This is a genomic window from Peribacillus sp. V2I11, from assembly GCF_030817135.1.
Classification (GTDB): Bacteria; Bacillota; Bacilli; order Bacillales; family DSM-1321; genus Peribacillus; species Peribacillus simplex.
Genome location: NZ_JAUSYW010000001.1, coordinates 1,255,480 through 1,279,268 on the forward strand (window position 1 = coordinate 1,255,480; position 23,789 = coordinate 1,279,268).

A 23,789-nucleotide genomic window follows, 5' to 3' on the forward strand; every position below is an offset into this window, starting at 1 on the left:
CCATTCAAAAAATAAAACAAAAAGAAGGTATGACGCCATTAAGAGCAACTTAAGTGCCCTTTTAGGTCAACCTTCTTTAGAGAACTTTATGCTTGTACGAAACTGCTTTTTGCCGAAATAAACTTCCCGATTGGATGACTTACAATCCCTTTCTCAAAATCAAATACTAGTTGTCCCCTTACAAACGTTTTCGTCACTCGACAGTTAATCTTTCTTCCAACATAAGGGCTTTGTTGATGGCGGTAATACAAATCTTCTGGCTGAATGGTGTATGATTTATTTGGATCAAGGAGAATGATATCAGCGTCATAGGAAACTTTAATGCTTCCTTTATTTCTTAAGTTAAATATTTCTGCAGGTTTTGTAGCAATCATCTTAGAAAAATCACTTACAGAAACCCCACGATTCTTAACAGCCTCGTCAAACATTAAATCAACATTATTTTGGCAGCCACTAATCCCTCCCCACACATCAAACATATTATTGGTGTTGCTCTGCTTCATTTCTGGAGGACATGGGGAATGGTCTGAGGCCAGGATATCAATTTTCCCCTCCTTAAGAGCTTCCCATAATTTATCTTGTTCTGTTTTAGTACGAAGCGGTGGAGCGCATTTCGCAACAGGTCCTATCCTTTCAAATGTTTCCGTATCTAACGTGAAATAGTGAGGACACGATTCTATCGTAACCTCTTGGCCTAGTTTACGTGCTTTAAGGATTTCTTCAACAGCCTCTTCACTGCTAATATGAACAAAATGTAATTTACATCCAGTCTCTTTACCTAATAACAAAGCACGTTTTACAGCATCAACCTCAGTAAAAATGGGGCGGGACTCTACATAATCTCTTGCTGTTGTCTTCCCTTGTTTTTTCTTTTCAATTGCCAGTTTATCAGTAAGCTCTGCATTCTCAGCATGTATAGATAAAATATGCCCCAATTCTGATAGTTTTTTCATACCTCGATATAGAATAAAATCATCAACATTTTTAAAATCTCCAATTTCCTCACTACCACATGTTGCCATGAAACATTTGAAGGCCACAACACCTTCGTTAGAAAGGTCCTCTAAATCTTCGAGATTATCAGGAACTAACCCACCATACAAAGCATAATCAACATACGACCTATTTTCAGCAGATTTTAATTTTAAATGCAGTGACCTCTTTGTAGTCGTTGCCGGCAAAGCGTTTAATGGCATATCAACAAATGATGTTGTCCCTCCTGCAGCTAGTGCTTGAGTTCCTGTTACAAACCCTTCCCACTCCGTTCTGCCTGGCTCGCAAATATGGACATGGGCATCTATCATCCCAGGCATGACATATTGATGAGAAGCATCTATAATTTCAGCAGATTCTCCGACTATTTCTTTTGAAATTTCTGCAATTTTACCATTAAGTATACCGATATCTAGTTGTTCTACTGTATTTTCAATTACTACACTTCCGTTCTTTATAACTAAATCAAACTTCATTCTCCCAACCCCTTTTTGCAATTTTCAGTATATTACCATTACTCAACTGCCTTGTTTATTTCATCCTAAGATTGCATCAATCCAATATAAGTAGATAGAGAGAATAATCCCCAGAAACATAGAAATACAGGTTTACTTTTCAAAAATAGTACCCTTTTTGAATTTTGAATCTTTAAATGCAAATTTCATCAAAAGCAAATATGCAATACCTGCCACAACAACGCCGATAATCCATGCCAGCTCCACTTTCACAAAGGCTGCACCGGCGCCGATAAGCAGTGCAAGCACCGCTGCTGGATTATACCCGGCAAATGGACCGTCTTCCTTATACAAATCTGCAACATTTACCTTTTGCTTTCTTAATATATAATATTCGACTAATAATATAGAAACAATCGGTCCTAAAAATGCGGAATATATAAGAATGAAAATTCCAAGACCCTTTGCCGAAGAATCCTGCACAAGAACCCAAGGGAATGAGCAAAATGCAAGCAGTCCGGTTATGGTAACTGCAGGTTTATATTTCATTTTTGTAAGCAATGTAATAACATAGGTTGGCGGAATAATATTGGCAACCATGTTTACTGCAACAGCACCCAAAACAATAAATGCGGATACAAAGAATGTAATATAAGAGTTATCCACCACGACCGCAAACGCTTTCACAGGATTGTTGATGCCGGTTGCGGAAGCAAGCATTCCACCGATTGCAAGTGTCAAGCCGTACGCTATTAAAATAGGTAGAAAGTACAAAAACCCGCGTTTTGTGTCGCTAATACCAGATTTTAGCTCTCTTGAATAGTCCGCTGCACTTAAAAAGATAGCCGCATAATTTCCCATAAACATCATGATCAATGCAAAGAAAGGTAAGCCCCATGATCCTTCTGCATGAACCCATTTTTCTGCAATAACATCGCTATAGGACGTTAGTAGAACGCCAAATACATAGAGAAGCGCTAGTACAATAACAATAGACGCAAGCGTTTCCACCCATTTAATGGCATGGAATCCATACAGCGAGAGCCCAATTTGCACCAACTGTAGCACTACAAAGCAAATGGCAACATTATCAAAGGCGCCGCCCGTAATAATCTTCGCAATTTCATTTAAGGCAGTACCGCCAATCCAACTTTGAAAACCGTACCAAACGATGGCGGGAATACCGCGCATCAGTGATGATATTACGGAACCTTTCAGCCCAAAGGACATTCTAAGCTGTACAACATATGGTATTCCCGTTCTGTATCCGAGCCTGTCATTTAAAGCAAAAACAGTTGAAATGATACCAATTGCCATGATAGCTGCGGCAAATGTCTGAAAGATGTTTAACGTAGCGATTCCCGCTACAATCATACTAGCTCCAAGCGTCATATTACCTAGATTAACACCGTCACCAACCCACATGAAAATATAGTCTAACGGACTTACCGTCCTACCTTCCTCGGTTTTCGGATTAAGTGATTCATCCACACCCGTATCATGTTGGATCTGCGTTTCTTGTGGAACGTAACTTTCTAAATTTGTAGACATGATACATCCAACCCCTTTTTTATTGTTTGCCGCATTTTAATGCATTGGTTAACAAGTTAGGTCTTAGATGTTTGCCAAGGCTATGATATGATACAAACTTCCTTCTAAGTGGTCTTTTCTGTTCTTCATTCACAGGAATTAAAATGCGAATTTGTTTTGTTAAAAGTACTATTTCCCATCGATCCTCCACCATCTTATTTTGTTTGACTCGAGGGGTTGTCGCACATTAAGCAACAGTGTTTCTTTAAATTCGCAAAAAAAACAACATGACAACTACTTTAAATTTGAAAATGCTTTCGAAGGACTGTATCACCTCCTTAAAAACCTTCATTAGTAAGCGCTTTCAATAATCGTATATCAATTTACAATTAAAGAAATATATCTGATAAGGAAGACGAGATCTGTAATTCCTCATTAAAATGAAGATTCGACTCAATTTCACTAAGATGAGTGAAAGATAAGCGTTCTGCAAGATCAACATCCCTTTGCTTAATGGCATTAAAAATTTGCAAATGATCGTGAGAACCACATGTTTCCATTTTAAATCTTCCATAGATTGCTATAATCACATAAGTTAGGGAAATTAAGTCTTCGAGATATTGATAAAAATACGAATTCCCTGCGATTTCAGCTATTTTCAAATGAAAATCCCCAGATATTTTTAAGGATTCATAATAATCCAGACTACCATAAATATGTCGTTCTTCTTCAACTAGAGTCTCTAGTTCTTGTAATTGTTCCTCGTTAGAGAGTCTGCATGCTCTTCGCACTGCTTCCCCTTCTAAGATACTCCTCATTTCAAATACTTCTTTTGCTTCTTCAATTGTTGAACAAGAGACAAAGGTCCCTTTATGCTCTTTAATTTTCACTAATTTTTCATATTCCAATCTGCGCAGAACATTTCGAACAGGGGTACGGCTTACCCCAAACGATTCAGCAAGATCCTTTTCTATTAGTTGCATATTTGGCCGAAGCTTTTGCTGGATAATAGCTTGCTTGATTTTTTTATAGATATCTATTTCTAAACTATTCAACACTTTATACCTTCCCTCAAGAAGAATTCAAAATTGAATGCAGTATTGTATACAATACTGGGTAAAAAAATATTTGAATTGGATGATTGTACTAAATTTTTTACAACCTGATCATTTAAATTAAGTTGTTTAAAATGCTTCAATCTATCTGTTTTCAAAGATCATTGCCAAAATTCAAAAGATCTAGTCATCTCTTCTTGTCTCCTAATAAGCAACACTGTTTCAATTAATAAGTGAAATATAACATTATATTCTTTATTTCACATTTTTATACTATCACCACTAATTTAGTTTTTCAACAAAAAATTATAAAATTCAGAATATTATTAACCCCTTATTAACAAAAATTAAATACTATTATCATAGCAGGATGCAGTTTTTAACTTTAAGCCTATTCCTTTAAGGTAATAACAACTTTTTGCACCTCTCCACCCCATTATTAAAACCATATAGGAGAAGAGGCTGACCTTTTGTAAGGCAGCCTTTCTATTATAAAATAAACTGAGAAAAAAAGATTTCAATGCCGTAAACATTTTACTTCTTAGGATTAATGAAAAACAATATGCGTTCTTTAAACATAGTGTATATTGCTTACTAATATCACTTTTTAACTTTTATAAATGACTTAATTGCTTTTATAGCTGCTTCATAGTTTGGGTGTGCCGTAATTTCCGGAACGTATTCAACATACTGTACGACATCTTTTTCATCTACAACGAATACTGCACGGCATTCTAACCGATGTTCCTTTATATATGTGCCATAAGCTGTTCCAAATGACATCTTAAAATGATCTGAAAGGGTTTGGGCTTGTTCTATTCCTGCTGCTCCACACCATCTTTTTTGTGCAAATGGAAGATCTACACTAATTGTTAACACTTCTACATCATTTCCTAGATTGCTAGCTAATTGGTTAAATTTCCGTGTTTGTGCGTCACATACTCCTGTATCAAGAGAGGGAACACATGAAATAAGGCGGACTTTCCCTTTTGAATCTTCAAGTGTAACTTTTGAAAGATCGTTTGCTAATACTTCAAAATTTGGCGCTTTATCACCAACACGAATTTCACTCCCAATCAACGTAACTGGATTACCAGCAAATGTTACTATACTTGATCTTTCTAAAGACATATTATTTTTCCTCCTATTAACTTAGCAATTCTTCTATAAAAGGCATCTTCAACGATAAGTAGTATAGCCATCTATTATGTCGTTAAAGGGTTTATCTTATGTGTCTAAAATAAGGGGTACAGTTCAAAGTTAGTATCATATTACTTCTTAAACATAGTAAGAAGCGCTATCGCTACTTATTAAAAAGTTTTCAATTTTTTCTTTTACTACGTCCTGAACTGCGTTTTGGACTAAAGTTAAAGTTTCAGTTGGCAGTTCCGACCACTCTTTTTCTGTAACATGATTTTCTCGATTAAGAGTTTTTATCATCATATGTTCTAAATCTGTTGCAATATTCACTTTACAAATTCCACCATTAGGAATTTGAATTGCATTCTTAATCATCTCTGAAGGAGTGCCTGAACCGCCATGTAACACTAAAGGTACAGATGTTAATGCACGAATTTCCATTAAACGTTCAATATCAATTTTTGGATCTTTAACAAGATAAACCCCATGTGAAGTTCCGACAGAAACCGCTAATGCATCAATACATGTCTCTTCAACAAACTGTTTTGCTTCTTCAGGCTCTGTAAATAGCTCTTCATCAACGTCGGTTTCAATAAAGTCGGTTGTCCCTATCTTGCCTAATTCAGCTTCAACAGTTACGCCTCTTGAATGTGCATACTCAACAACCTTTTTTGTTATCTCAATATTTTTCTTAAATGGTTGCTCTGATGCATCAATCATAACAGATGTAAAACCAACTTCGATGGCTTCAGCAATTACATTGAAATCCTTCGTATGATCTAAATGTAACACAGCAGGGATCGTAATGTTCTCCTCTTGGATCACACGATAAAACTCTCGGCTAAATTCCGCTAAATTAATTCCATATCGTTCCTGCTCCCTCTCAGAAGTTTGAACAATAACAGCAGATTTCTTTTCTTGGGCCGCTCTAAGTATAGGAGCTACCATCTTTGTAGCTCTAGGAGTAAACGAACCGACAGCAAATTGATTTTGCGTAGCTACTGCAAGTACCTTTGTTAATGAACTAACATTGTTTGGTTTTAAATTTACTTTCATTCAATCAAACTCCCCTTAAAGATGATTTAACTTATTTCGTTCATTCACCCCCTTTCAGTTGCCTAATAAGCAATTGTGTTTCCTTTTAATTTTAATTACTTTTCCGAAATTACAACACCTCCCCTCTTTTTCTTACCCACTATCTGAAAAAAAATGTCTGCATTTTCTATGTATGAGGATTCGCCATCTGACAGCCGCTTATCAACAAGGGTTTTGTAAATATAATGCTAATACCATGTAAAAAATATTCGCATCATTTTTATAATATTACTATTCTCAACAAAGAAAAATTAAACCATTTACTTACTGATAAATTTGCAATTCAAATTAAGCTTCCACTATTGTTTCTGAATTTAATGAATTTTCTTTTTCGGTATTATTGCCAATCGTAAGGGCAACAATTGCTGCTACAATTATTGCTGCAATCATTAATATGAAAGTTGAATTGTAAGAACCACCGCTGCTTTCAATCATATAACCCATAAGTAACGGGGAGATAAAACCTGCAATTGATCCGAAACAGTTAACAGTAGATGAACCTGCAGCCATTATTTTCGCAGGAAGCGTGTCAACAACCAGACCCCAGAATGCTCCTTGAGCTAAGAACATGAAGAATGCTGCAACACATTGATACGTAATGACCATTGCAGTAGAACTAGATTGAAGCATTAATAATAATGCTAACCCACTAATTACAGCATTAGGGATAAACACCCATTTTCTTTTTCCTTTTACTTTATCTGACAAGTACCCACCAAGAACAATTGAGACTGTACCTACTAAATACGGTAAGGCACTGAAAATACCAGTATCCATTAAAGAAAGCCCTCTAACATTTATCAGGTAAGATGGAAGCCAAGAAGTGAAGCCCCAGAAAGTAATATCAAAGAAGAACCAAATGAACGCCATTTGCCATAAAATCGGTTTTCTAAATAGTTCCTTAAAGGAAACTCCTGAGTTCTTTTCTTCATTCGATTTTTCAAACTGAATGTCCTCATCTAATTCTGAAAGCTCTTCTTTCGTCATTTTAGGATGATCTTTCGGATTATCTTTGAATCTAAACCATATATACAGACCGAGTATAATGCCCGGAATACCCATTACGATAAAAACTGTACGCCATCCAAATGCCCCAATAATTGCTGCAGCAGCAATAGCAGCAATAGCCGGTCCTAACGTATTAACTGTTGACTGAATTCCAGTAGCTGTTCCTCGTTGCTTACTAGGAAAGTAATTAGCTATTCCTTTATAAGCAGCACCTGGTAAACATGCTTCACCTAAACCGAAAACGAATCGAATAAGTAACATAAGTGGATAAGAAAAAATAAAACCAGTCAATGATGTGAAAATTGACCACCAAACAATCGCAATGCTCATCACACGACGAAAGCCAAATTTATCTGATAACATCCCGCCCGGAATTTGGAACAGTGCATACCCCGCAAAGAAAATACTTAACAGTAATCCTTGAGCTGTTGCCGTTAAATTAAGATCTTCACCAATATAAGGCAATGCAATAGTGATAACCATTCGATCCAGGAAAGAAAACAGCCAACATAACCATAATACGAATAAGACAGTATAACGAACTTTCCATTTAGATTTCTTTTTCATCTGCAGTTGTTTGTTCATTAAACAAAAACCTCCTGAATGATTTTCTATCATGTAAAGTTGTGCCTTTTCTAAACTAGTTACGATGTTACAGTCTAAAACACGGGACATTACCAACTGACAACTTTTATACAAGCGCTTACATTTCTTACATACAAAAAAATAAATCATTAGCATATTTACATCGACATAACTTTTATTGGTGTTGTAAGCTAATTTTATTTAATATTATTTCCCGTCAAACTTTCTATAGTTTGATTTCAAAGAAGCGCTTTCAAATCATCTTTCTCACCCCCTTATCAATAGATTTGAAGAATATTAAAACTGAAGATGTTTAATCGACGCTCATAGTTCCTCAATAAGCAACAACGTTTCTTTCTATTACCAAAAAATCTTGTAAAAAAAGAATGATTAGTTATGTCGATATGTAAAACAATCATTGTGCTGATTCATGATGTTTTAAGGTAATAGGCAAGAAGGCGTCGATTAATGTTTCAAATCCCCGTAGACTTTATTTCCTACATAAATCCTTTAATCCTTCATTATTGGTTTTTCGTTGCTTATTAGGAAACCGAGTTTCGGAATAATTCCAATATCATCTTATTTATAATATTCTTACCTGAAATGAATTCTAACATGTGTATGAATCACTTTCAAGAAAATTCTGAATTTTATATTTTCACCCACTCTTTTACTAATAATGTAATAGTGATTGATATTTTATTGTTTTGGTTTTATAAGAGCAGATGCAGCTTATAAAACACCAGCAATTACAAGCTGCCTATTTAACAAAGAAACCATAATGGCTTTACCCTATACACGTCCTCGAACAAAAGAAGGGTTCTTTCGCAAACATGACCATGAATACGATGAACATTTTGATTGTTACCTTTGCTCTTCGGGCGAGCTTTTAAAGTGCTAAACAACAATAAAGAGGGCTAACGCGAGTATAAATCGCCAAAACACATCTGTGCAACTGCCGAGTTATCCTATTAATTAAAAATGAGCTCTTAAAACACATGACAAAACCCCACCTGTTCCATAGCAACTGGTGGGGTTTCTAACTGGCTTCTACATCTACATCAACCGGGAGGTCCATCTTGTGCAATCACGTCCTTTCGTTTAAACGGCTAATTTACTGTATTCATCCAACTGATCTTTAGTTAAATTTTTGATGAAATGGTCGATGTTTATCGACTCGATTTCATATCTTTCACAAATCTTTAAATAACTTTCATAAGCTTTATCATAAATGTTCATCATCTAGATTCCTCCTTCTGTTATATAACAACAAATTTAACTTATTAATAATATATAACAACCGTAATTTCCCGTCAATGTATTTTTCTGAAAATTCGGTAAGAATTTCATTCTATTAGTATTTCCCATATTGTTCTTCGCTAACCGTCTTATAAAGAAAAAGCCGCCTTAGCCACAGCTCCGATCAAAAGCTGATTCACCCGTTATTTCCATAAAGCAAGATATAGAATGCCTGTTACATTAACGACCAATTGAATAACGTAAAAAACCAACTCTCCATATAGGAAAATTGGTTTTTACCATTTGAACGATAGATTATCTAAGCAATGCAGTCAGTAATTATTTGTAACTGCTACAAGCACACCAGTGTTTTTAGTTCTACCACCAATAACTTACCTAAAATTTAGCAGTCCAAGGGAGACCCTACAGGCGGAAAGGGCGCCCGAGAAGGCTCCGGGGCCGCCGCGGAAAGCGAGTGCCTAGAGTGGAGAATATTAATTTCGGCAAACTCGATCATTATCAGGTTTGTCTACAGTCTGAGCAGGTACTCCCGCCTTCCATTTCTTTAATGATTAACTAAACAGCGCTTTGTTTGTTCCCTTTTTTGAAGGGGATGGGGTTGGAAGTATTTCTTTTTGTAATATGGGGCCGTATGTATCGACACGACGGTCTCTAAAGAATTGCAGAATTTTTCTAGTCTCTTCTATTTCTTTTAAATCAATTTCTTGCACAATAATTCCTTCTTCATCATCAAGTGAAGCTAAAATATTCCCGAATGTATCGCTAATGAATGAACCGCCGTAAAAATTCATGTCCTTTTCCTGGCCCACTCGATTTGTTGCAGCAACAAATACACCATTAGAAATGCCATGAGCGGAAATTGCCTTTTCCCAGGATAATCTTGTTGATATCTCGGGATGATCTGGCTCTGAACCAATAGCAGAAGGATAGAATAATATTTCTGCACCTTGTAAGCTCAAAATTCGGGCAACTTCTGGATACCACTCGTCCCAACAAATCCCAACTCCTATTTTTCCATAAGCCGTTTCATAGACAGGATATCCGGTATTGCCTGGAACGAAATAATATTTTTCATGATACTGGGGACCATCCGGAATATGATTTTTTCTTGTAATCCCTAAACATTCCCCATCAGCATCAAATACAGCTGCACTATTAAAATAAATACCAGCACCTGCTCTTTCGTAAAAAGGGACAATCAAGACAATGGCCAATTCCTTTGCTAATTCACCCATTTCGGCCAATGTACCGCTATCTACATCTTCTGCTAAATCATAATTTTTCACGCTAACCGTTTGCGGAAAATATTGCGAAGAAAATAATTCCTGTAAGCAAACGATTTGTGCACCTTTATTTACTGTTTCTTTTATTTTCTCTACCGTTTTTTGAATATTTTCCGCAATGAATTCACCGCAATGAATTTGAATAAGCCCAACTTTTACTTTTGACATTTTCTCACTACCTACCTTTCATCATTTTTATCTTATACAGTTTGGACGACCTGGTTTTCATATACTATCTTTCCATCCATAATCGTCATCTTCACTTCTGTTTCAAGAATTTCCTCTGTTGATATGCTAAATAAATTTTTATTTAATACTGCGATATCCGCTATCTTCCCTGCTTCCAATGTGCCTAATTCTTTATCTCTGAAAGACCCGAATGCCGGTGTAGACGTGTAATATTTTAACGCTTGTGCTAATGTTATTCCTTCCGACTCTTGCCACGCCTTCCCGGTTAAATCTTTTCTCGTGATTGCCTGATAAATGCCCATCATGGGATTTAGGGGCACTACAGGAAAATCTGTACCAAAGGCAATTTTAGCACCAGTATCCACTAGTGTTTTGATAGGATAATAGAGAGGTTGTTGTTTTTCACTGATTCTGGCTGTATATGCCTCACTTTCCATTAATTCGATATGTTTAGGTTGAAATGAAGCGATTACATCTAATTCCTTAAAGCGTTGAACATCATCCGGATGCAATACCTCCACATGTTCAATGACATGTCTAGCATCTCTTTGTCCATTTACGTTTCTCGCTTCTTCAAATGCATCCAATGCTAAGCGGACTGCACCGTTACCAATCGCATGGAAACGAATTTGAAAATTTTCCTTATCTGCCTTTTTTACTAATTGTTTAATTGTTTCAGCTGGATAAGTGGTTCCGCCTTTTGTTTCAGGACGGTCTTTGTAATGATCCAATAAAAAAGCAGTATGACTTGTCACAACACCATCTATAAATTGTTTTAATCCAGAAAAGGTAAGCTTGTCTGACTGATAATTTTTTTGTAATTCCTTTGCGGCAGCTAAATCCATTTTTAACTCAGGCGAAAAGTGAATTCTGGTTGTAAGTAACCCTTCTCTCTCAAATTCCTTAAAAATTTCAAGATCGTCTAATGGATTTGGTGCAATTTTAGCTCCGTATAAATCATTAACGGATGTGATTCCCAATCTTTTTGTTTCATTAAGAAAACCTTGGAAAAGGTTTTCACGTTTTTCTTTCGGTAATTTGTATGCATGTTCTGATGCATACCCAATTGCCTGTTCAAATAGAAGGCCAGTCAGTTCCCCATTTTCATCTTTTCCAATTTCTCCATATTCCGGATCTAGTGTATCCTTCGTTAATTGAATCATTTCCATTGCTTTACTATTGATCCATGCGTAATGCACTTCTGCATTGAATAATAAAACAGGACGATCACAAATATATTTATCTAGTGTTGTTCGATGTGGCAGCACTTTGTTCTTCCAATTGGTATGATCCCAGCCAACACCAAATATCCACTCATCATTTGGTCTCGTTTCTGCAAATTCACCTACTATTTTGGCTGCATCTTCTTCTGAAGCTGCATCAAATAATTTGGCACTGTCCTTCTGTAAAATGCTTCCCATCATAATGTGCATATGAAAATCATGAAATCCCGGAATGATTAGTCCGTCTTCCATGTCATACACTTTTGTTTGATCTCCAAGGAATGACAATATATCTTCTTTAGAACCGATTTTAATAATTTTATTATCTTTAATGGCGATAGCTGCTTTTATTGGCTCATCTTGTAACCCAGTAAAAACATGTTGACCAGAAAGAATGATGTCTGCCTTTACCATTTTTATCCTCCTTGATGAATATAGCTTTTATGCTTGAATTTCTTTTTCAATCGCACTATCAATAGAAAGCTCTGGTGGCCGTTCACTAAACATTTTCGTATTAGAAAGGAGCATGATGAAACCAATTCCAAACCATCCTAGTCCGAGTAAAAGTGCTTTTGAATCGAGACTAGTCCATAACCAAATTGTGAAACCAGTACCAATCAACGGCAATATAAGGTACTTTAGTGTGTTCATTCCGTTTCGCTGTTTTTCTTTAATGAAATAATGGGAAATAACCGAAAGATTAACAAACGTAAATGCAACGAGCGCCCCAAAGTTAATAAAGGATGATGCTGTCACTAAATCAATAAATAACGCAGATAAAGCAAAAACGCCCACTAAGATGATGTTGTATGTCGGAGTTTGAAATTTTGGATGAATATGACCAAAAATTCTCTTGGGGAGAACTCCATCTCTCCCCATCGCATACAAAAGTCGCGAAACACTTGCATGAGCTGATAAACCAGACGCCAGCCCCCCGGTAATATAACCTGCTAAAAAAATAGATTGAAATAAATTACCCCCGATGTACATGGCAATTTCCATGGAGGCGGAATCAGGATCCTTAAAGGCTTGGAAATTTGGGTAAACAAGGTGACTGATGTATGAGATGGTGACAAACAGACCTCCCCCAATTAATGCGACGAGGAAAATAGCCTTTGGTATTATTTTTTTCGGATTAATGGTTTCCTCTGAAAATGTAGTAACAGCATCAAATCCTAAAAAAGATAAACATAAAATGGAAGATCCCGCTAATACTAAAGATAGTGGTATATCTCCATTCACAAATGGAGAACTCATGAATAATGTTCCTGAACCCATTCCGTTAAGTAACCCTTTAATTGAGAGGAATGTAAATATAACTATTATTAAGAATTGACAGGCAACTAATAAAAGATTTATTTTTGTTGCTATTTTCACTCCAATTATATTTACAGTGGTGATTAAAATTACAAAGCCAATTAACCAGACGGAAAAAGGAACGGATGGAAAATATGCGTTTAAGTAAATGGCGATTAGTAATCCATTGATCATTGGCAAAAATAAATAGTCCAATAGTATAACCCAGCCTACTAAGAAGCCAAGATGAGGGTTTAGAGCCTTTTGAGTAAATGTATATGCAGAACCAGCAACAGGATAGGCCTTAACCATTTGACCATAACTATAGGCTGTAAACAACATACCAACTAAAGCTATAATATAAGCAGCTGGCACCATCCCTTTCGTTATTTCCGCAACCACCCCATAAGTAGAAAAAACTGTTGTAGGTGCCATATAAGCCAATCCAAATAGCACTAAAGGAAATACCGTTAACGAACGTCTTAATTTTGCATTCTCCATGTATCACTCCACCCTTATTCGTGATTAATTAACTAACATGCAAATATCATACCAAGCGGAGATTGATCATTTAACGATTGAATTAATGATATTTTCACAATAATTACAATATACAGATTATTTAATAGATTAATATTTTTATGCAATTTTACATCAATTATTTAAGATTGCATAATTAGTCGTTAGAGACGGGATATTGCAATCATTATTTAATACTTTTCTTTTCCTGTAGTCCATCCTCGGCGCTCACTATTCGGATATCTAAGAATTATCTAATCATTAAGTTATTTCAAAGTTAGCAGGCCGTTTATTATTTTACTAATGCCCACGCTGCATTAAGGATTCAGAGAAAAATTTGATAAAGGAATCAAAATGCACGTATCGGATCTACTCTTCGTTCAAAGTTAACGCAAGATTTAGCTAGTATTAAAAACCGAATCATTTGTTGGCTTGTTCGTTATTTTTCCGAGTTTACTCAAGTCTTTCCAGCTTTCGGAAAGATGGCTCTAGCTAAATTGGAAATGACACCGTTGCCATAGGATATCGATGGAAAAAGTGCTGAGGAGCTTGTCTTTTTTTACCGTAAGGTAAAGGGAATGAGAGCCCCACAGCTACCAAAAGAAAAGCTACTCATTGAAGCAGCGACGAACTCAATTGGACTGACAGAAGGGACACAGATGGCTCGACATGAAATTGCCACGCTCCTGCGTCAGTTATCGCTTACTAGAAAACGAAATTGAATCTGTGAATAGTCAATTATCCGAAATGGCCCAAACAACTATGGAATATGAGCTGCTGGCTTCAGTTCCTGATTAGGAGATGCAACCATTGTTGATTTGCTTTCAGAAGTTGGAAGCTTTTCACTTTATGAAAATCCACGCCAATTGATTAAACTAGCGGGATTAACATTACGGGAAATCTCATCGGGTCAACATAAGTGACAAAAACATATCTCCAAACGAGGAAGAAAGCGACTTAGATATATTTCTTTTCAAAGTAATAGTACCACTCATTCGTCACAACGAGGGGTTTTAAACAGCTTCATGAATATTACACAACACGCCAACAAAATCCCTTACGCGGAAAGTAATCGATGGTGGTACTGTTGAAAGCATTGCATGGTATTTGTAAAAAGAAAGTTCATTTTAATGAGCAGAATATGATGAAGGATCTCTACTGCCTCTCAGAGGCAGCGTAAGCATTTCTAACTATCGATATATAACAAGAAAGATGACACGGAGAAGCCAGAAACATTACTAAACTAAGACCAAGAGTCCCCGGGGCAGCTTAGCAGGCCCCTCTGCCTTATGAATAGACCGAACGAAGGAATGTAAGCGCAAATGACGCTAAGAGACATGGGAGGGTACGTCATCATAAGTTTCGCAGATATCTATTGTGCATCACATAGTGGAGAAAATAGCTAATGATTTCCATTAGTTTTAGCGAAGCGTACGCTCAATTTAGTAATAAAAACCAGAATTTCAATACTCTGTTTAAAAGAATGAAAAAATAATTCCCCTAATACACCGAGTGGTGCAAACCGTTGATACATCAATGTTTATAGAGGGAGTTTTGTTAAAGATAAGGTTTATAATAAGAGTTGTTTTGTAACTCTTTTTTTGTATTACCATTTAATTGATAATAGGTTAAAAAAACATTTTGGAGAACTAATGAAAAATAAACAAGTTGATTGGTTTTTTTGTTGTCCGATGTTTGGAATTCTAGTACCTTACTAATCTAGCTCTTTTGTGATTTTTGAGCAAAACGGGCGCTTAATTGAATAAGGATCACAGAAATGATCAATCTTTTTTATAAAGTTACAATTGTTAAGAAAAGAACCACGAATAAATATTTGACTATTTTGAAAATTCTCGATAATATTTACGCATAAAAGAATCAATCGGCAATGGCGCCTGTTTCAATAGCTAATAACGAGCTATTGGGCAGGCGTCTTTTGTATTTTTCAGGGGGGATAATATGAATAATAGAACCAAATTAAAATCTTTATTTGGGCAAGCGGAAAAGCAGTTTCGAGTCTACAAAAAAGGGAGGGCCATTGTATTCAAGTGTTGGATAAAGGAGAATGGGCTCCTGACACCTATAAGTCTGTTCAAAACCTAATTGATAAGCATGGTGCTGGAAGTACAGGATACGATCCAAATCGAAAACCTTATGTTGTTTTTGATTGGGATCATACGAGCATCATGAATGATACGGAGGAGGCCCTCTTTCTTTATCAAATTGATCACTTGGCATATACCATGCAACCGGAAGAGTTTTATGAAGTGATCAAAAAGAATGTGCCGAATGGACCCTTTTCACACGAGTTTAAAAACCTTCAAGGAGATGCGGTCACTCTCAAGGAAATCGCTGAGGATCTGAAGCGCGATTACGAATTTCTTTATTCCAACTATAATGGGATGAATGGAAAAGAGCGGTTAGAAACGCTTCATTCAACTGATCAATTTAAAGATTTTAAAGCGAAAATGTACTTTCTGTATGAAGCCATTGGGGAAACATACGGTGTTGAAATTGGATATCCATGGGTGCTTTATTTATTTGCCAACATGTCGACCGAAGAAGTTCAGCAGCTTGCAGAGGCTTCAAATGATTATAATTTAGGGGCGGAAATGGCATCGGTGACGCTTATAAGTCCTGGGTCCATGTTAGGAAAAGCTGGTACTGTTCAAGTTACCTATACAACAGGACTGCGTCTGGCCTCGGAAATCGCAAACTTAATGCATACTTTTATGGAGAATGGGATTGACGTTTATGTTATTTCGGCTTCGATGGAAGAGGTGGTGGAGGTATTTTCGTCAAATCCAAAATACGGCTACAACCTTCCAAAGGAAAATGTCTTTGGGATGAGATTAAAAAAGAAGGAAGGAATTACTCAAGCAGAATATGAAGACAATTGGCCAATCACTGCTCGAGAAGGTAAGGTGGAAGTGATCGAACACGCCATCTCCAAAACGCGGGGCGGATACGGTCCGATATTCATAGCGGGAGACAGCAGCACAGATTATGAAATGCTGACAATTAAGAGTTTGAAACTCGGTTTAATTATCAACCGCCTCAAAACAGGTGATATCGGCAAGCTTGCGAAAACAGCTGCAGAACGGATGGGCAAAAACAACCCGAAATATGTTCTCCAAGGAAGAAATGAGAATACAGGCTTATGGATACTGACTGAATACACGATCAAGCTTGGGTCAAATGAAGAAAAATTATTGGCGAATCCATAAAAAGATTCGTCCCAGGAGTTGTATAAGAAATTATCTAAATATATCCTTATCTGAATTTTCCATGTTAAACTTATGCTTGGTTATACCAAAAGAATTAAACCTAAAAAGCTACTCCAGATTGTTTCTCTGGAGTAGCTTCTACTTTATAACTTTCTATACTTTTCTGGTACTCTGGAATCGAATATGGGAACATCTTTTCTTATTTGAGGTACTTTTTCTAAATCTAAAGTTGCCTTTAATTCACCAACTTCTTGATCTAATTTTTGAACAATGTCTCCCCATGGATCTACAATTTGTGAGCAACCTGCGAATTCCACTCCTAACTTTGTTCCCGTTACATTTGATGCAACAACATACATTTGGTTCTCAATTGCGCGCGCACGAAGTAACGTATTCCAATGTTTCTCCCTTGCGAGTGGCCATTCTGCTACGATATGTAACACTTGAATACCTTGTAATGCTAAGTCACGAATAATTTCAGGGAATCGTAAATCGTAACAAATAATAATCCCCATTTTCACACCTTCAAGTTCAAATACTTCCACTTGATTATGACCGCCTGTTAAAAACTTGGGTTCATCTAACATCGGAACAAGGTGCATCTTGTCATATGTATGAACAATCTCACCCATTCGATTTACAATAACTGCACGATTAAAGATATCTTGACCTTCTAGTACGGCAATCGAGCCACCCACCAAGTTTACATTAAACTTCTTAGCCAGTGATTGTAAAAATTCAATTGATTGATTACCATCCACTTTGCAGATTTCTTTTAATTCTTCTAACGCATAACCCGTAGACCACATTTCAGGAAGTACTATAACGTCCAAATCATCACTGTAGTTAGCTTTTAACCAGCGTTCAATGATTTTCCTATTCTCTTCTGGATTCCCAACTGCTAAATCCATTTGAAATACCAAATAATTCACATTATTCACTCCTCAATATTATTTAGTAATGAAGTATCCGGTTTTACAAACAACCATAATATAGCTGCAATAAACACAGGAATTACAGTTACTCCCAGTGTGATATTCCATCCGAAATTTTCTGCTAACCATCCACATAATAACGGTGATACAAATGCGCCTAGATTTCCCCACAAGTTCATCCAACCTGAAACGGAACCTGAAAAGTTTCTGCCTAAGTCTGTAGCAGAAGCCCATGAACACACTACTGTGAATCCTAGTGAACCCAAGCATAATGATAACCATAAAACATTCATATAGGGCGAAACTGTCATAACAGCAAAGTACATTGAAATAATAAATACTATTAAACCTGATATGGCTAAAGAGGATCTAGATATTTGTTTTGAAAAACCTTTACGTACTAAGTAGTCAGAAAGAATACCACCAGTCATTACAGTTATCAGTATTGCTAACCAAGGTAGGCTTGCAGCAAATCCCATTTTACTTAATGAGAATCCTCTATCTTCCAGTAGATAGGTAGGTAACCAAACTAAAAAGAAAGTAATAATATATAAAACAACAAAATATTGCAATCCTAACGCCCAAAATCTATAGCTTTTCAGAAAAGTATTCCATGGTGCTCTAACTTTGGCAGTATCAACAATTTCTCTGTCTTCAAGTATATATTCTTTTTCTTGTTTATTCACTAATTTGTGAATTTCAGGATAGTCTCGGGCTAAAACGTACCATACACCCGCAATGATTATTCCTATTAATCCAAAAATATAAAATACAGCTTGCCAACCAAAATATTGATATATATAAACCGTAACGATTGGGGCTATAACTGGTCCAAAATATGAACCTGCCAATAAAGCACTAGATGCTCTGGCCTTTTCATCTCTTCTAAACCAGTTTGTATTAAATACAGCGTTAGCTGGAAACATCGGGCCTTCACCTATTCCAAATAAGAATCTCACCATATACAATAGACCGTGAGATTTAACTACACCCGTCAAACCCGTAAATACTGACCACCATACTAGAGCAAAAGTGATCATTTTTCTTGGACCAAACTTTTCTGCCATAAGTCCTGCTGGAATTTGAACTAACGCGTAACCTAATGAGAATAATGATGCAAGCATACCAAACTGAACTTTATCTAAGCCTAAATCATCCATCATTGGTTTTGCTATTATTGAAATATTTGACCTATCCATGTAAGCGATTACACCAATTATAAAGAAAAAGAATGCTAGTCCCCATCTAACTTTAGTAGGTTTCTTTTTCAAAATAATCCCTCCTTAATAAACCATGGAATAATGATGTTTAATTTTTCTGTTTAACTTGGGATGTTCAATTTCATATTCAAATTTATCACCAAAAATAAATCCACTTTTTGTAGGAACAGTACCTGAAAAAATAACAGTATGTTTTAAATCCTTTTCCCCTAATTTTTTCATCTTTTCCAATAAAACATCAATCTCTAAGAGTGCTTCTAAAGTGTCTTCTTGATATAAACATTTTTCCCCATTTGAAGTGACATAAGAACGTAAAATAATATTATCCCAGTCTTCTTTTAAATCTGCTAATCTCCAAAAATCAGTTGCAAGAGGTTTATCACATATTGATTTAGATTTTAAAATATCTTCTTTTTCTACTTCTCGATCAGTATGATCGCTGCCAAGGGTGACCAACCATTCTTTTCCGTCATGGAATAACACATATTCTGCTTCCCCTGAGGAAAATTTACTTCCATTACATTCATTGGAAAAATTCAATTGTTCTATTTTTTGTGGATATATCATCGGTACATGAGGTGGAGGTGCAATCCCTATTTCTTTTAATTCATCTATGTGTTCTTGAATTTTTTCTATATTTCTTCCCCCATATCCAACAACGATTACTTTATTAATATCAATTTCATGTTTTTTAACCTCTCCATTAGATAGATGTAAATTAATTACTTTTCTCATTTGAATTCCTCCTCAATTGATTAATAATTTCATTTTTGGTATTTTCCACATGGTTATTTGATGCTACCAGAAGTTGATTAATATCTTGTGATTTTAAACCTTCCACAATTGCTTTGTGTTCAGATATTGTTTCCTCAATACGCGACTTCTCAGTTATTGCTTTTAACCCAAACCATCTAATTTGATCACCAATTTCCTCAAACCATTTTTCTAATCGCTGATTTTTAGTTAATAATACAATTTCAGAATGAAACTCTTTATCTAATTCAATAAATCTTTGGTGATCTGTTTTATTTTTTTCTTGCTCCGTAATGTAACCTTCTAAAACTTTTATTTGATCTAGAGTAATATTTCCACACATTTTTTCTAATGAGAATCGGTCAATAATCATTCGAATTTCCATTACTTCAATTACATTTTCCTCTGTTATTTCATTAATAAATGTACCAACCCGTGGTTTTGAAATTATCCATTTTTCTCTTTCTAACAACGACAGAGATTCTCTGACAGGAGTCCTGCTTACACCTAATTTTTCACTTAAGTCTCTCTCATAAATTGCTTGACCAGGTAGTAGTTCATAATTCAAAATTGATTTCTTTATTGCCTCAAAAGCTATATCTCTTAACGGCATAACTGACTCTATTTTTTTCATTTTTCCTCCTCTTGGTATGTGGTATACCAATTATATAACAAACCGAAAATTCAGTCAATTCAAAATAAAAACTATAGGGGCAGTTAGTTCTTAGTAACTTGGAAGGATTTTCTCTAAAAGATGCATATTTTACAATTATATACATTTTTATTTTTTAGGGGGACCGTTATGTGGGAGAGAATGTTTATAAGTACATCACGTGGAAAGTTTGAGATCTTTACTAAAGGAAAAGGAGAACCAGTGTGTATTACCCATTTATATAGTGAGTTTAATGAATTAGGTTATTATTTCGCCGATACTTTCGTAGATCAATTCAAAGTTTATCTAATAAACTTAAAAGAAGCAAGAAACTCTTGCAAAGCAGGTTTAGAAGAGGAATTAAGTATGAAGGAAACCTCAAAGGAACATCTTGCCTCTTGGGCTGGTGTGAGTCCTGGAAATTACGAAAGTGCTGGTAAAAAAAAACGAGTAAAACCACACAAGGAAATAAAGCTTTAAAAACGTTGGCCGTAGAATGTGTATTAGCGACATCAAGGCAAAATAATCGAATTGCTTCACATCGAAAAAGGATTACCATACGGCAAGGAAAAATGAAGGGACGAATTGCTTCTGCCCATTTACTATTAACGATTAGGGTTTATTTTAGCATGGCTTTTTTACTATTGTGTTTTCATACAAAAAGGAGCTGCCAAAGCAACTCAATGATGTCCATGTTTTGATTTCTAGAGGAAAGGAACAGTATGGGCACACTTGAGATTGCACGAATCTGCTGACACCAATAAAAGCCATCAAAGGTTGGCAAGTTTATATCCAATAAAACTAAATCAGGCTGGGATTTCTCAAATTCATCTAAAATATGGTCAAACTCCATTACCTCTACAACTTCATATTTCCACTTTGTTAGGGTATCGGCTACTATTTTTCTAATCTTTTCGTCATCTTCAATTATCATAATTTTAAACATAACAATCTCCTATTCATGGACTGAATCGATAAAGGTTTAAATTTTCTTTAATTTCATAATGCTAATTATTCCAAACTCCTGTCATTTGTACAATACGTCACTCCAGAATATGGCCCAATTAAAGAAACTTTAGAGGAGAGATGCGGCAGTGACTCCCCCGAAATCCCCCTTAAGGTGTCCTGCTGAATGAAAGCAAACTCGAAAAATAAGTAGAAGTCATCATCCATTAGAGGTTATTAATTACTACAAAAAAATATTTTGAACACTATATTCCCTTCGCTCTCCTTTTCCTACGCAAAGAATCATGCACTGGTTAATGCCTAAACCCATTCATAAACGGCAGTTTATGCAAATTAACGGAGAAATTAATTTTAAGATAAGAAAAAGTTACCAGTTTGGCCAAAAAATAAGTATAAGAATGTAATAGATTGGATAAACTAATAAAAAAGGAGTGGGAGATTATGGAGACTAAAATTAAAGAAGGAACGAAAGAAATGTGGAGCGAAATTAATGCATGTATAACTCGGAAAATTAATGAAAAACATGATTTATCTTTTCAAAAGAAAAGCAATGATAATTATATGAATCTATATATTCAAACAGCCGTATTACACACCCTATTTGAACTATCAGATGAGTTCAGGAAAATTGAAAGAAAATATAACGGATTGTGATGCTTTCGGAAAGGTCATGCACCAAATTTAACTTAAAGGTGGATTAGGATTAAACTCTTTAAGGGGGCTCTTTAATCCTAATCCACCTTTTCTTTCCAGCCTTATCACTTACATTATTAGCTACCGACAATTTGACCAGCATTATTACTGTACCATTTGCTTCCCTTCCCTATAAATCCCTCTTTTTATCCCAACTAGAATCCATTAAGCCAAATAGAAACCCTACCAGTTGTTAATAGGATCAGGTGGGGGTTTTTCATGTGTTTCAAGTTTTAGTATACTATCTTGATTGATGGATAATCTTAATGGTACGCTAGCTTTAATACTATTATTTGTTGTTTTAACAATCTAAAACCTTGTATATTTAAATGATTATATTTTATAACTTACTGATGTTTGAAACGAATGATCCCTAGCAGCTCGGAATAGCTAAAATCATTGAAAATAAATATTTTTGAAAGTGAGCTGAAAGCTGATGATGTGGTCACCACTATTCGAAAATGATGTACCTGCAGTTATTCTTCCTTAACGGCAGAAAATTGCATCTCCGTTAGGGACTGGAAATGTTTAGTTAAAACGGAGGGTACAAAATGAAAAACACTATATTAGGTTCTTTATATTTATCACTCGCTGCTAGCATTTGGGGCGGGATGTATGTTGTGGTAAAAGTTGTGGTAGACGTTGTTCCACCACTTGAATTAGTATTATTACGATATGTAATTGCGATTTTAGCATTGCTAACAATTGGTTTTATAACAAAACAATCTTGGCGGATTGAAAAACGAGACTGGCTTTTGGTTTTCATTATCGGACTTGTTGGAAACACAATTTCCATCGTAACCCAGGAAGTCGGTACACTGCTATCCACTGCACAAATGGGAGCCATCATTACTTCAACAACACCTGCATTTATGGTGATATTTGCACGTATCATTTTAAAAGAAAAGATCACGTTTAAAAAATCAATTTCTGTTATTTTAGCGACAATCGGTGTCGGTATCATTGTCGGAAATGCCCATATCGGCTTATCTCATCAACTTGGGGGCTTATCACTGCTTATTGCTGCATTAACTTGGGCACTTATGTCTGTTTTAATTAAACGTGTACCTGGGCAATATTCACAAATTGTTATAACGACCTATGCAGTGCTTGTGGCAATTGTCTTTTTAACACCCTGTTACAATCAGTCGACTGGATGAGCTTGATTTTCAAGCAATCATGCATCCATCCATATGGGGCCGCCTTCTATACTTGGGCGTTATTTCCACAGCATGTGCCTTTTTACTGTGGAATCGCGGACTGCAAATGCTTACCGCTTCAAGTGGTGGATTATTTTTCTTTTTACAACCTATAGTCGGTACTTTTTTAGGTTGGTTAATACTAGGTGAACAAATCGGCTTGTCTTTTTGGATAGGTACAATATTAATATTTATCGGTGTGTTATTAGTCATTCGGGAAGAATAACCCACATTAAAAAGTTTATTAGAGTTATATATAAAAATGTACCCTGTAGAGCACTCACTTAAAAAAGGCTGCTTATAGGGTGCTTTTTGTGTTAAAAAAGGGGGATTGGGGAAAATTTGTTTTTTTGTTTGTAATTTCTCCTTACTAATACCCCTTTATGTTAATAATAAGGCGGAATCCAAGAACTCATCGCCGCACCGTCCCAACGGATTCTTGATTTTTAAGACAAAAAGTTGTTTTTTTTCATTCCTATCAGTCTATTCACTTAATAAATACCATTTATACAT

18 protein-coding genes and 2 pseudogenes are annotated in these 23,789 nt (G+C 35.7%); 5 read left to right on the forward strand and 15 right to left on the reverse strand.

Features of this window, described 5'->3' with window-relative positions:
- Positions 1 to 86: 86 nt before the first annotated feature.
- The 10 genes from allB to QFZ73_RS06155 form a co-directional block, all read right to left on the reverse strand.
- Complete coding sequence (gene allB, locus QFZ73_RS06105; protein WP_307264188.1) at positions 87 to 1,469, reverse strand: allantoinase AllB; 1,383 nt, start codon at positions 1,467 to 1,469, stop codon at positions 87 to 89.
- Positions 1,470 to 1,601: 132 nt separating this feature from the next.
- Positions 1,602 to 2,999: an NCS1 family transporter gene (locus QFZ73_RS06110; protein ID WP_251435490.1), complete on the reverse strand. Its 1,398-nt coding sequence runs from the start codon at positions 2,997 to 2,999 to the stop codon at positions 1,602 to 1,604.
- A 368-nt stretch (positions 3,000 to 3,367) separates the two neighbouring features.
- A complete protein-coding gene (locus QFZ73_RS06115; RefSeq protein WP_307264192.1) occupies positions 3,368 to 4,033 on the reverse strand; it encodes a GntR family transcriptional regulator in 666 nt (221 codons plus the stop codon).
- A gap of 600 nt (positions 4,034 to 4,633) precedes the next feature.
- Positions 4,634 to 5,164 carry a thiol peroxidase gene (gene tpx / locus QFZ73_RS06120; protein ID WP_307264196.1) on the reverse strand — a complete coding sequence of 177 codons (531 nt, stop codon included), beginning with the start codon at positions 5,162 to 5,164 and terminating at the stop codon, positions 4,634 to 4,636.
- 147 nt (positions 5,165 to 5,311) lie between these two features.
- Positions 5,312 to 6,229, reverse strand: coding sequence for a class II fructose-bisphosphate aldolase (locus tag QFZ73_RS06125; protein ID WP_251435481.1), 918 nt, complete (start codon positions 6,227 to 6,229; stop codon positions 5,312 to 5,314).
- A 327-nt stretch (positions 6,230 to 6,556) separates the two neighbouring features.
- Positions 6,557 to 7,861 carry an MFS transporter gene (locus QFZ73_RS06130; RefSeq protein ID WP_251435478.1) on the reverse strand — a complete coding sequence of 435 codons (1,305 nt, stop codon included), beginning with the start codon at positions 7,859 to 7,861 and terminating at the stop codon, positions 6,557 to 6,559.
- 1,101 nt (positions 7,862 to 8,962) lie between these two features.
- On the reverse strand, positions 8,963 to 9,103 hold the full coding sequence (locus tag QFZ73_RS06140; RefSeq protein WP_153246179.1) for a hypothetical protein: 141 nt from the start codon (positions 9,101 to 9,103) through the stop codon (positions 8,963 to 8,965).
- A 569-nt stretch (positions 9,104 to 9,672) separates the two neighbouring features.
- Positions 9,673 to 10,572 (reverse strand): carbon-nitrogen hydrolase, encoded by a 900-nt coding sequence (locus QFZ73_RS06145; protein ID WP_307264204.1) that lies wholly within the window; start codon positions 10,570 to 10,572, stop codon positions 9,673 to 9,675.
- 32 nt (positions 10,573 to 10,604) lie between these two features.
- Complete coding sequence (locus QFZ73_RS06150; RefSeq protein WP_307264207.1) at positions 10,605 to 12,230, reverse strand: amidohydrolase; 1,626 nt, start codon at positions 12,228 to 12,230, stop codon at positions 10,605 to 10,607.
- Between the two features lie 27 nt (positions 12,231 to 12,257).
- Positions 12,258 to 13,613, reverse strand: a complete 1,356-nt coding sequence (locus QFZ73_RS06155; RefSeq protein ID WP_307264210.1) for an APC family permease — start codon at positions 13,611 to 13,613, stop codon at positions 12,258 to 12,260.
- Positions 13,614 to 13,990: 377 nt separating this feature from the next.
- Between QFZ73_RS06155 and QFZ73_RS29135 the strand changes: the two are divergent.
- Both QFZ73_RS29135 and QFZ73_RS06165 read left to right on the forward strand, forming a co-directional pair.
- Positions 13,991 to 14,811, forward strand: a pseudogene (locus QFZ73_RS29135) (transposase); the annotation flags it as partial.
- A gap of 868 nt (positions 14,812 to 15,679) precedes the next feature.
- Positions 15,680 to 16,858: an HAD family hydrolase gene (locus tag QFZ73_RS06165; protein ID WP_307264216.1), complete on the forward strand. Its 1,179-nt coding sequence runs from the start codon at positions 15,680 to 15,682 to the stop codon at positions 16,856 to 16,858.
- A gap of 143 nt (positions 16,859 to 17,001) precedes the next feature.
- Here the strand turns inward: QFZ73_RS06165 and QFZ73_RS06170 are convergent, their stop codons facing one another.
- The 4 genes from QFZ73_RS06170 to QFZ73_RS06185 are packed head-to-tail and all read right to left on the reverse strand — an operon-like array spanning position 17,002 to position 20,400.
- A complete protein-coding gene (locus QFZ73_RS06170; RefSeq protein ID WP_251435466.1) occupies positions 17,002 to 17,790 on the reverse strand; it encodes a carbon-nitrogen family hydrolase in 789 nt (262 codons plus the stop codon).
- A gap of 5 nt (positions 17,791 to 17,795) precedes the next feature.
- Positions 17,796 to 19,064, reverse strand: a complete 1,269-nt coding sequence (locus QFZ73_RS06175; RefSeq protein WP_251435463.1) for an MFS transporter — start codon at positions 19,062 to 19,064, stop codon at positions 17,796 to 17,798.
- A gap of 12 nt (positions 19,065 to 19,076) precedes the next feature.
- Positions 19,077 to 19,748: a DUF2848 family protein gene (locus tag QFZ73_RS06180; RefSeq protein WP_251435461.1), complete on the reverse strand. Its 672-nt coding sequence runs from the start codon at positions 19,746 to 19,748 to the stop codon at positions 19,077 to 19,079.
- Complete coding sequence (locus tag QFZ73_RS06185) at positions 19,732 to 20,400, reverse strand: GntR family transcriptional regulator (protein ID WP_251435460.1); 669 nt, start codon at positions 20,398 to 20,400, stop codon at positions 19,732 to 19,734. The genes QFZ73_RS06180 and QFZ73_RS06185 overlap by 17 nt, the downstream gene beginning before the upstream one ends.
- Positions 20,401 to 20,568: 168 nt before the next feature.
- Here QFZ73_RS06185 and QFZ73_RS06190 point away from each other — a divergent pair, with 168 nt between their 5' ends.
- Positions 20,569 to 20,898, forward strand: coding sequence for a transposase (locus tag QFZ73_RS06190; RefSeq protein WP_307264229.1), 330 nt, complete (start codon positions 20,569 to 20,571; stop codon positions 20,896 to 20,898).
- 172 nt (positions 20,899 to 21,070) lie between these two features.
- On the opposite strand, the gene QFZ73_RS06195 is transcribed toward QFZ73_RS06190, so the two are convergent.
- Positions 21,071 to 21,364, reverse strand: coding sequence for a response regulator (locus QFZ73_RS06195; protein WP_307264232.1), 294 nt, complete (start codon positions 21,362 to 21,364; stop codon positions 21,071 to 21,073).
- A 461-nt stretch (positions 21,365 to 21,825) separates the two neighbouring features.
- Between QFZ73_RS06195 and QFZ73_RS06200 the strand changes: the two genes are divergently transcribed.
- Positions 21,826 to 22,038 carry a hypothetical protein gene (locus tag QFZ73_RS06200; protein WP_101224302.1) on the forward strand — a complete coding sequence of 71 codons (213 nt, stop codon included), beginning with the start codon at positions 21,826 to 21,828 and terminating at the stop codon, positions 22,036 to 22,038.
- Between the two features lie 590 nt (positions 22,039 to 22,628).
- Positions 22,629 to 23,502, forward strand: a pseudogene (locus tag QFZ73_RS06205) (DMT family transporter).
- Positions 23,503 to 23,789: the final 287 nt, after the last annotated feature.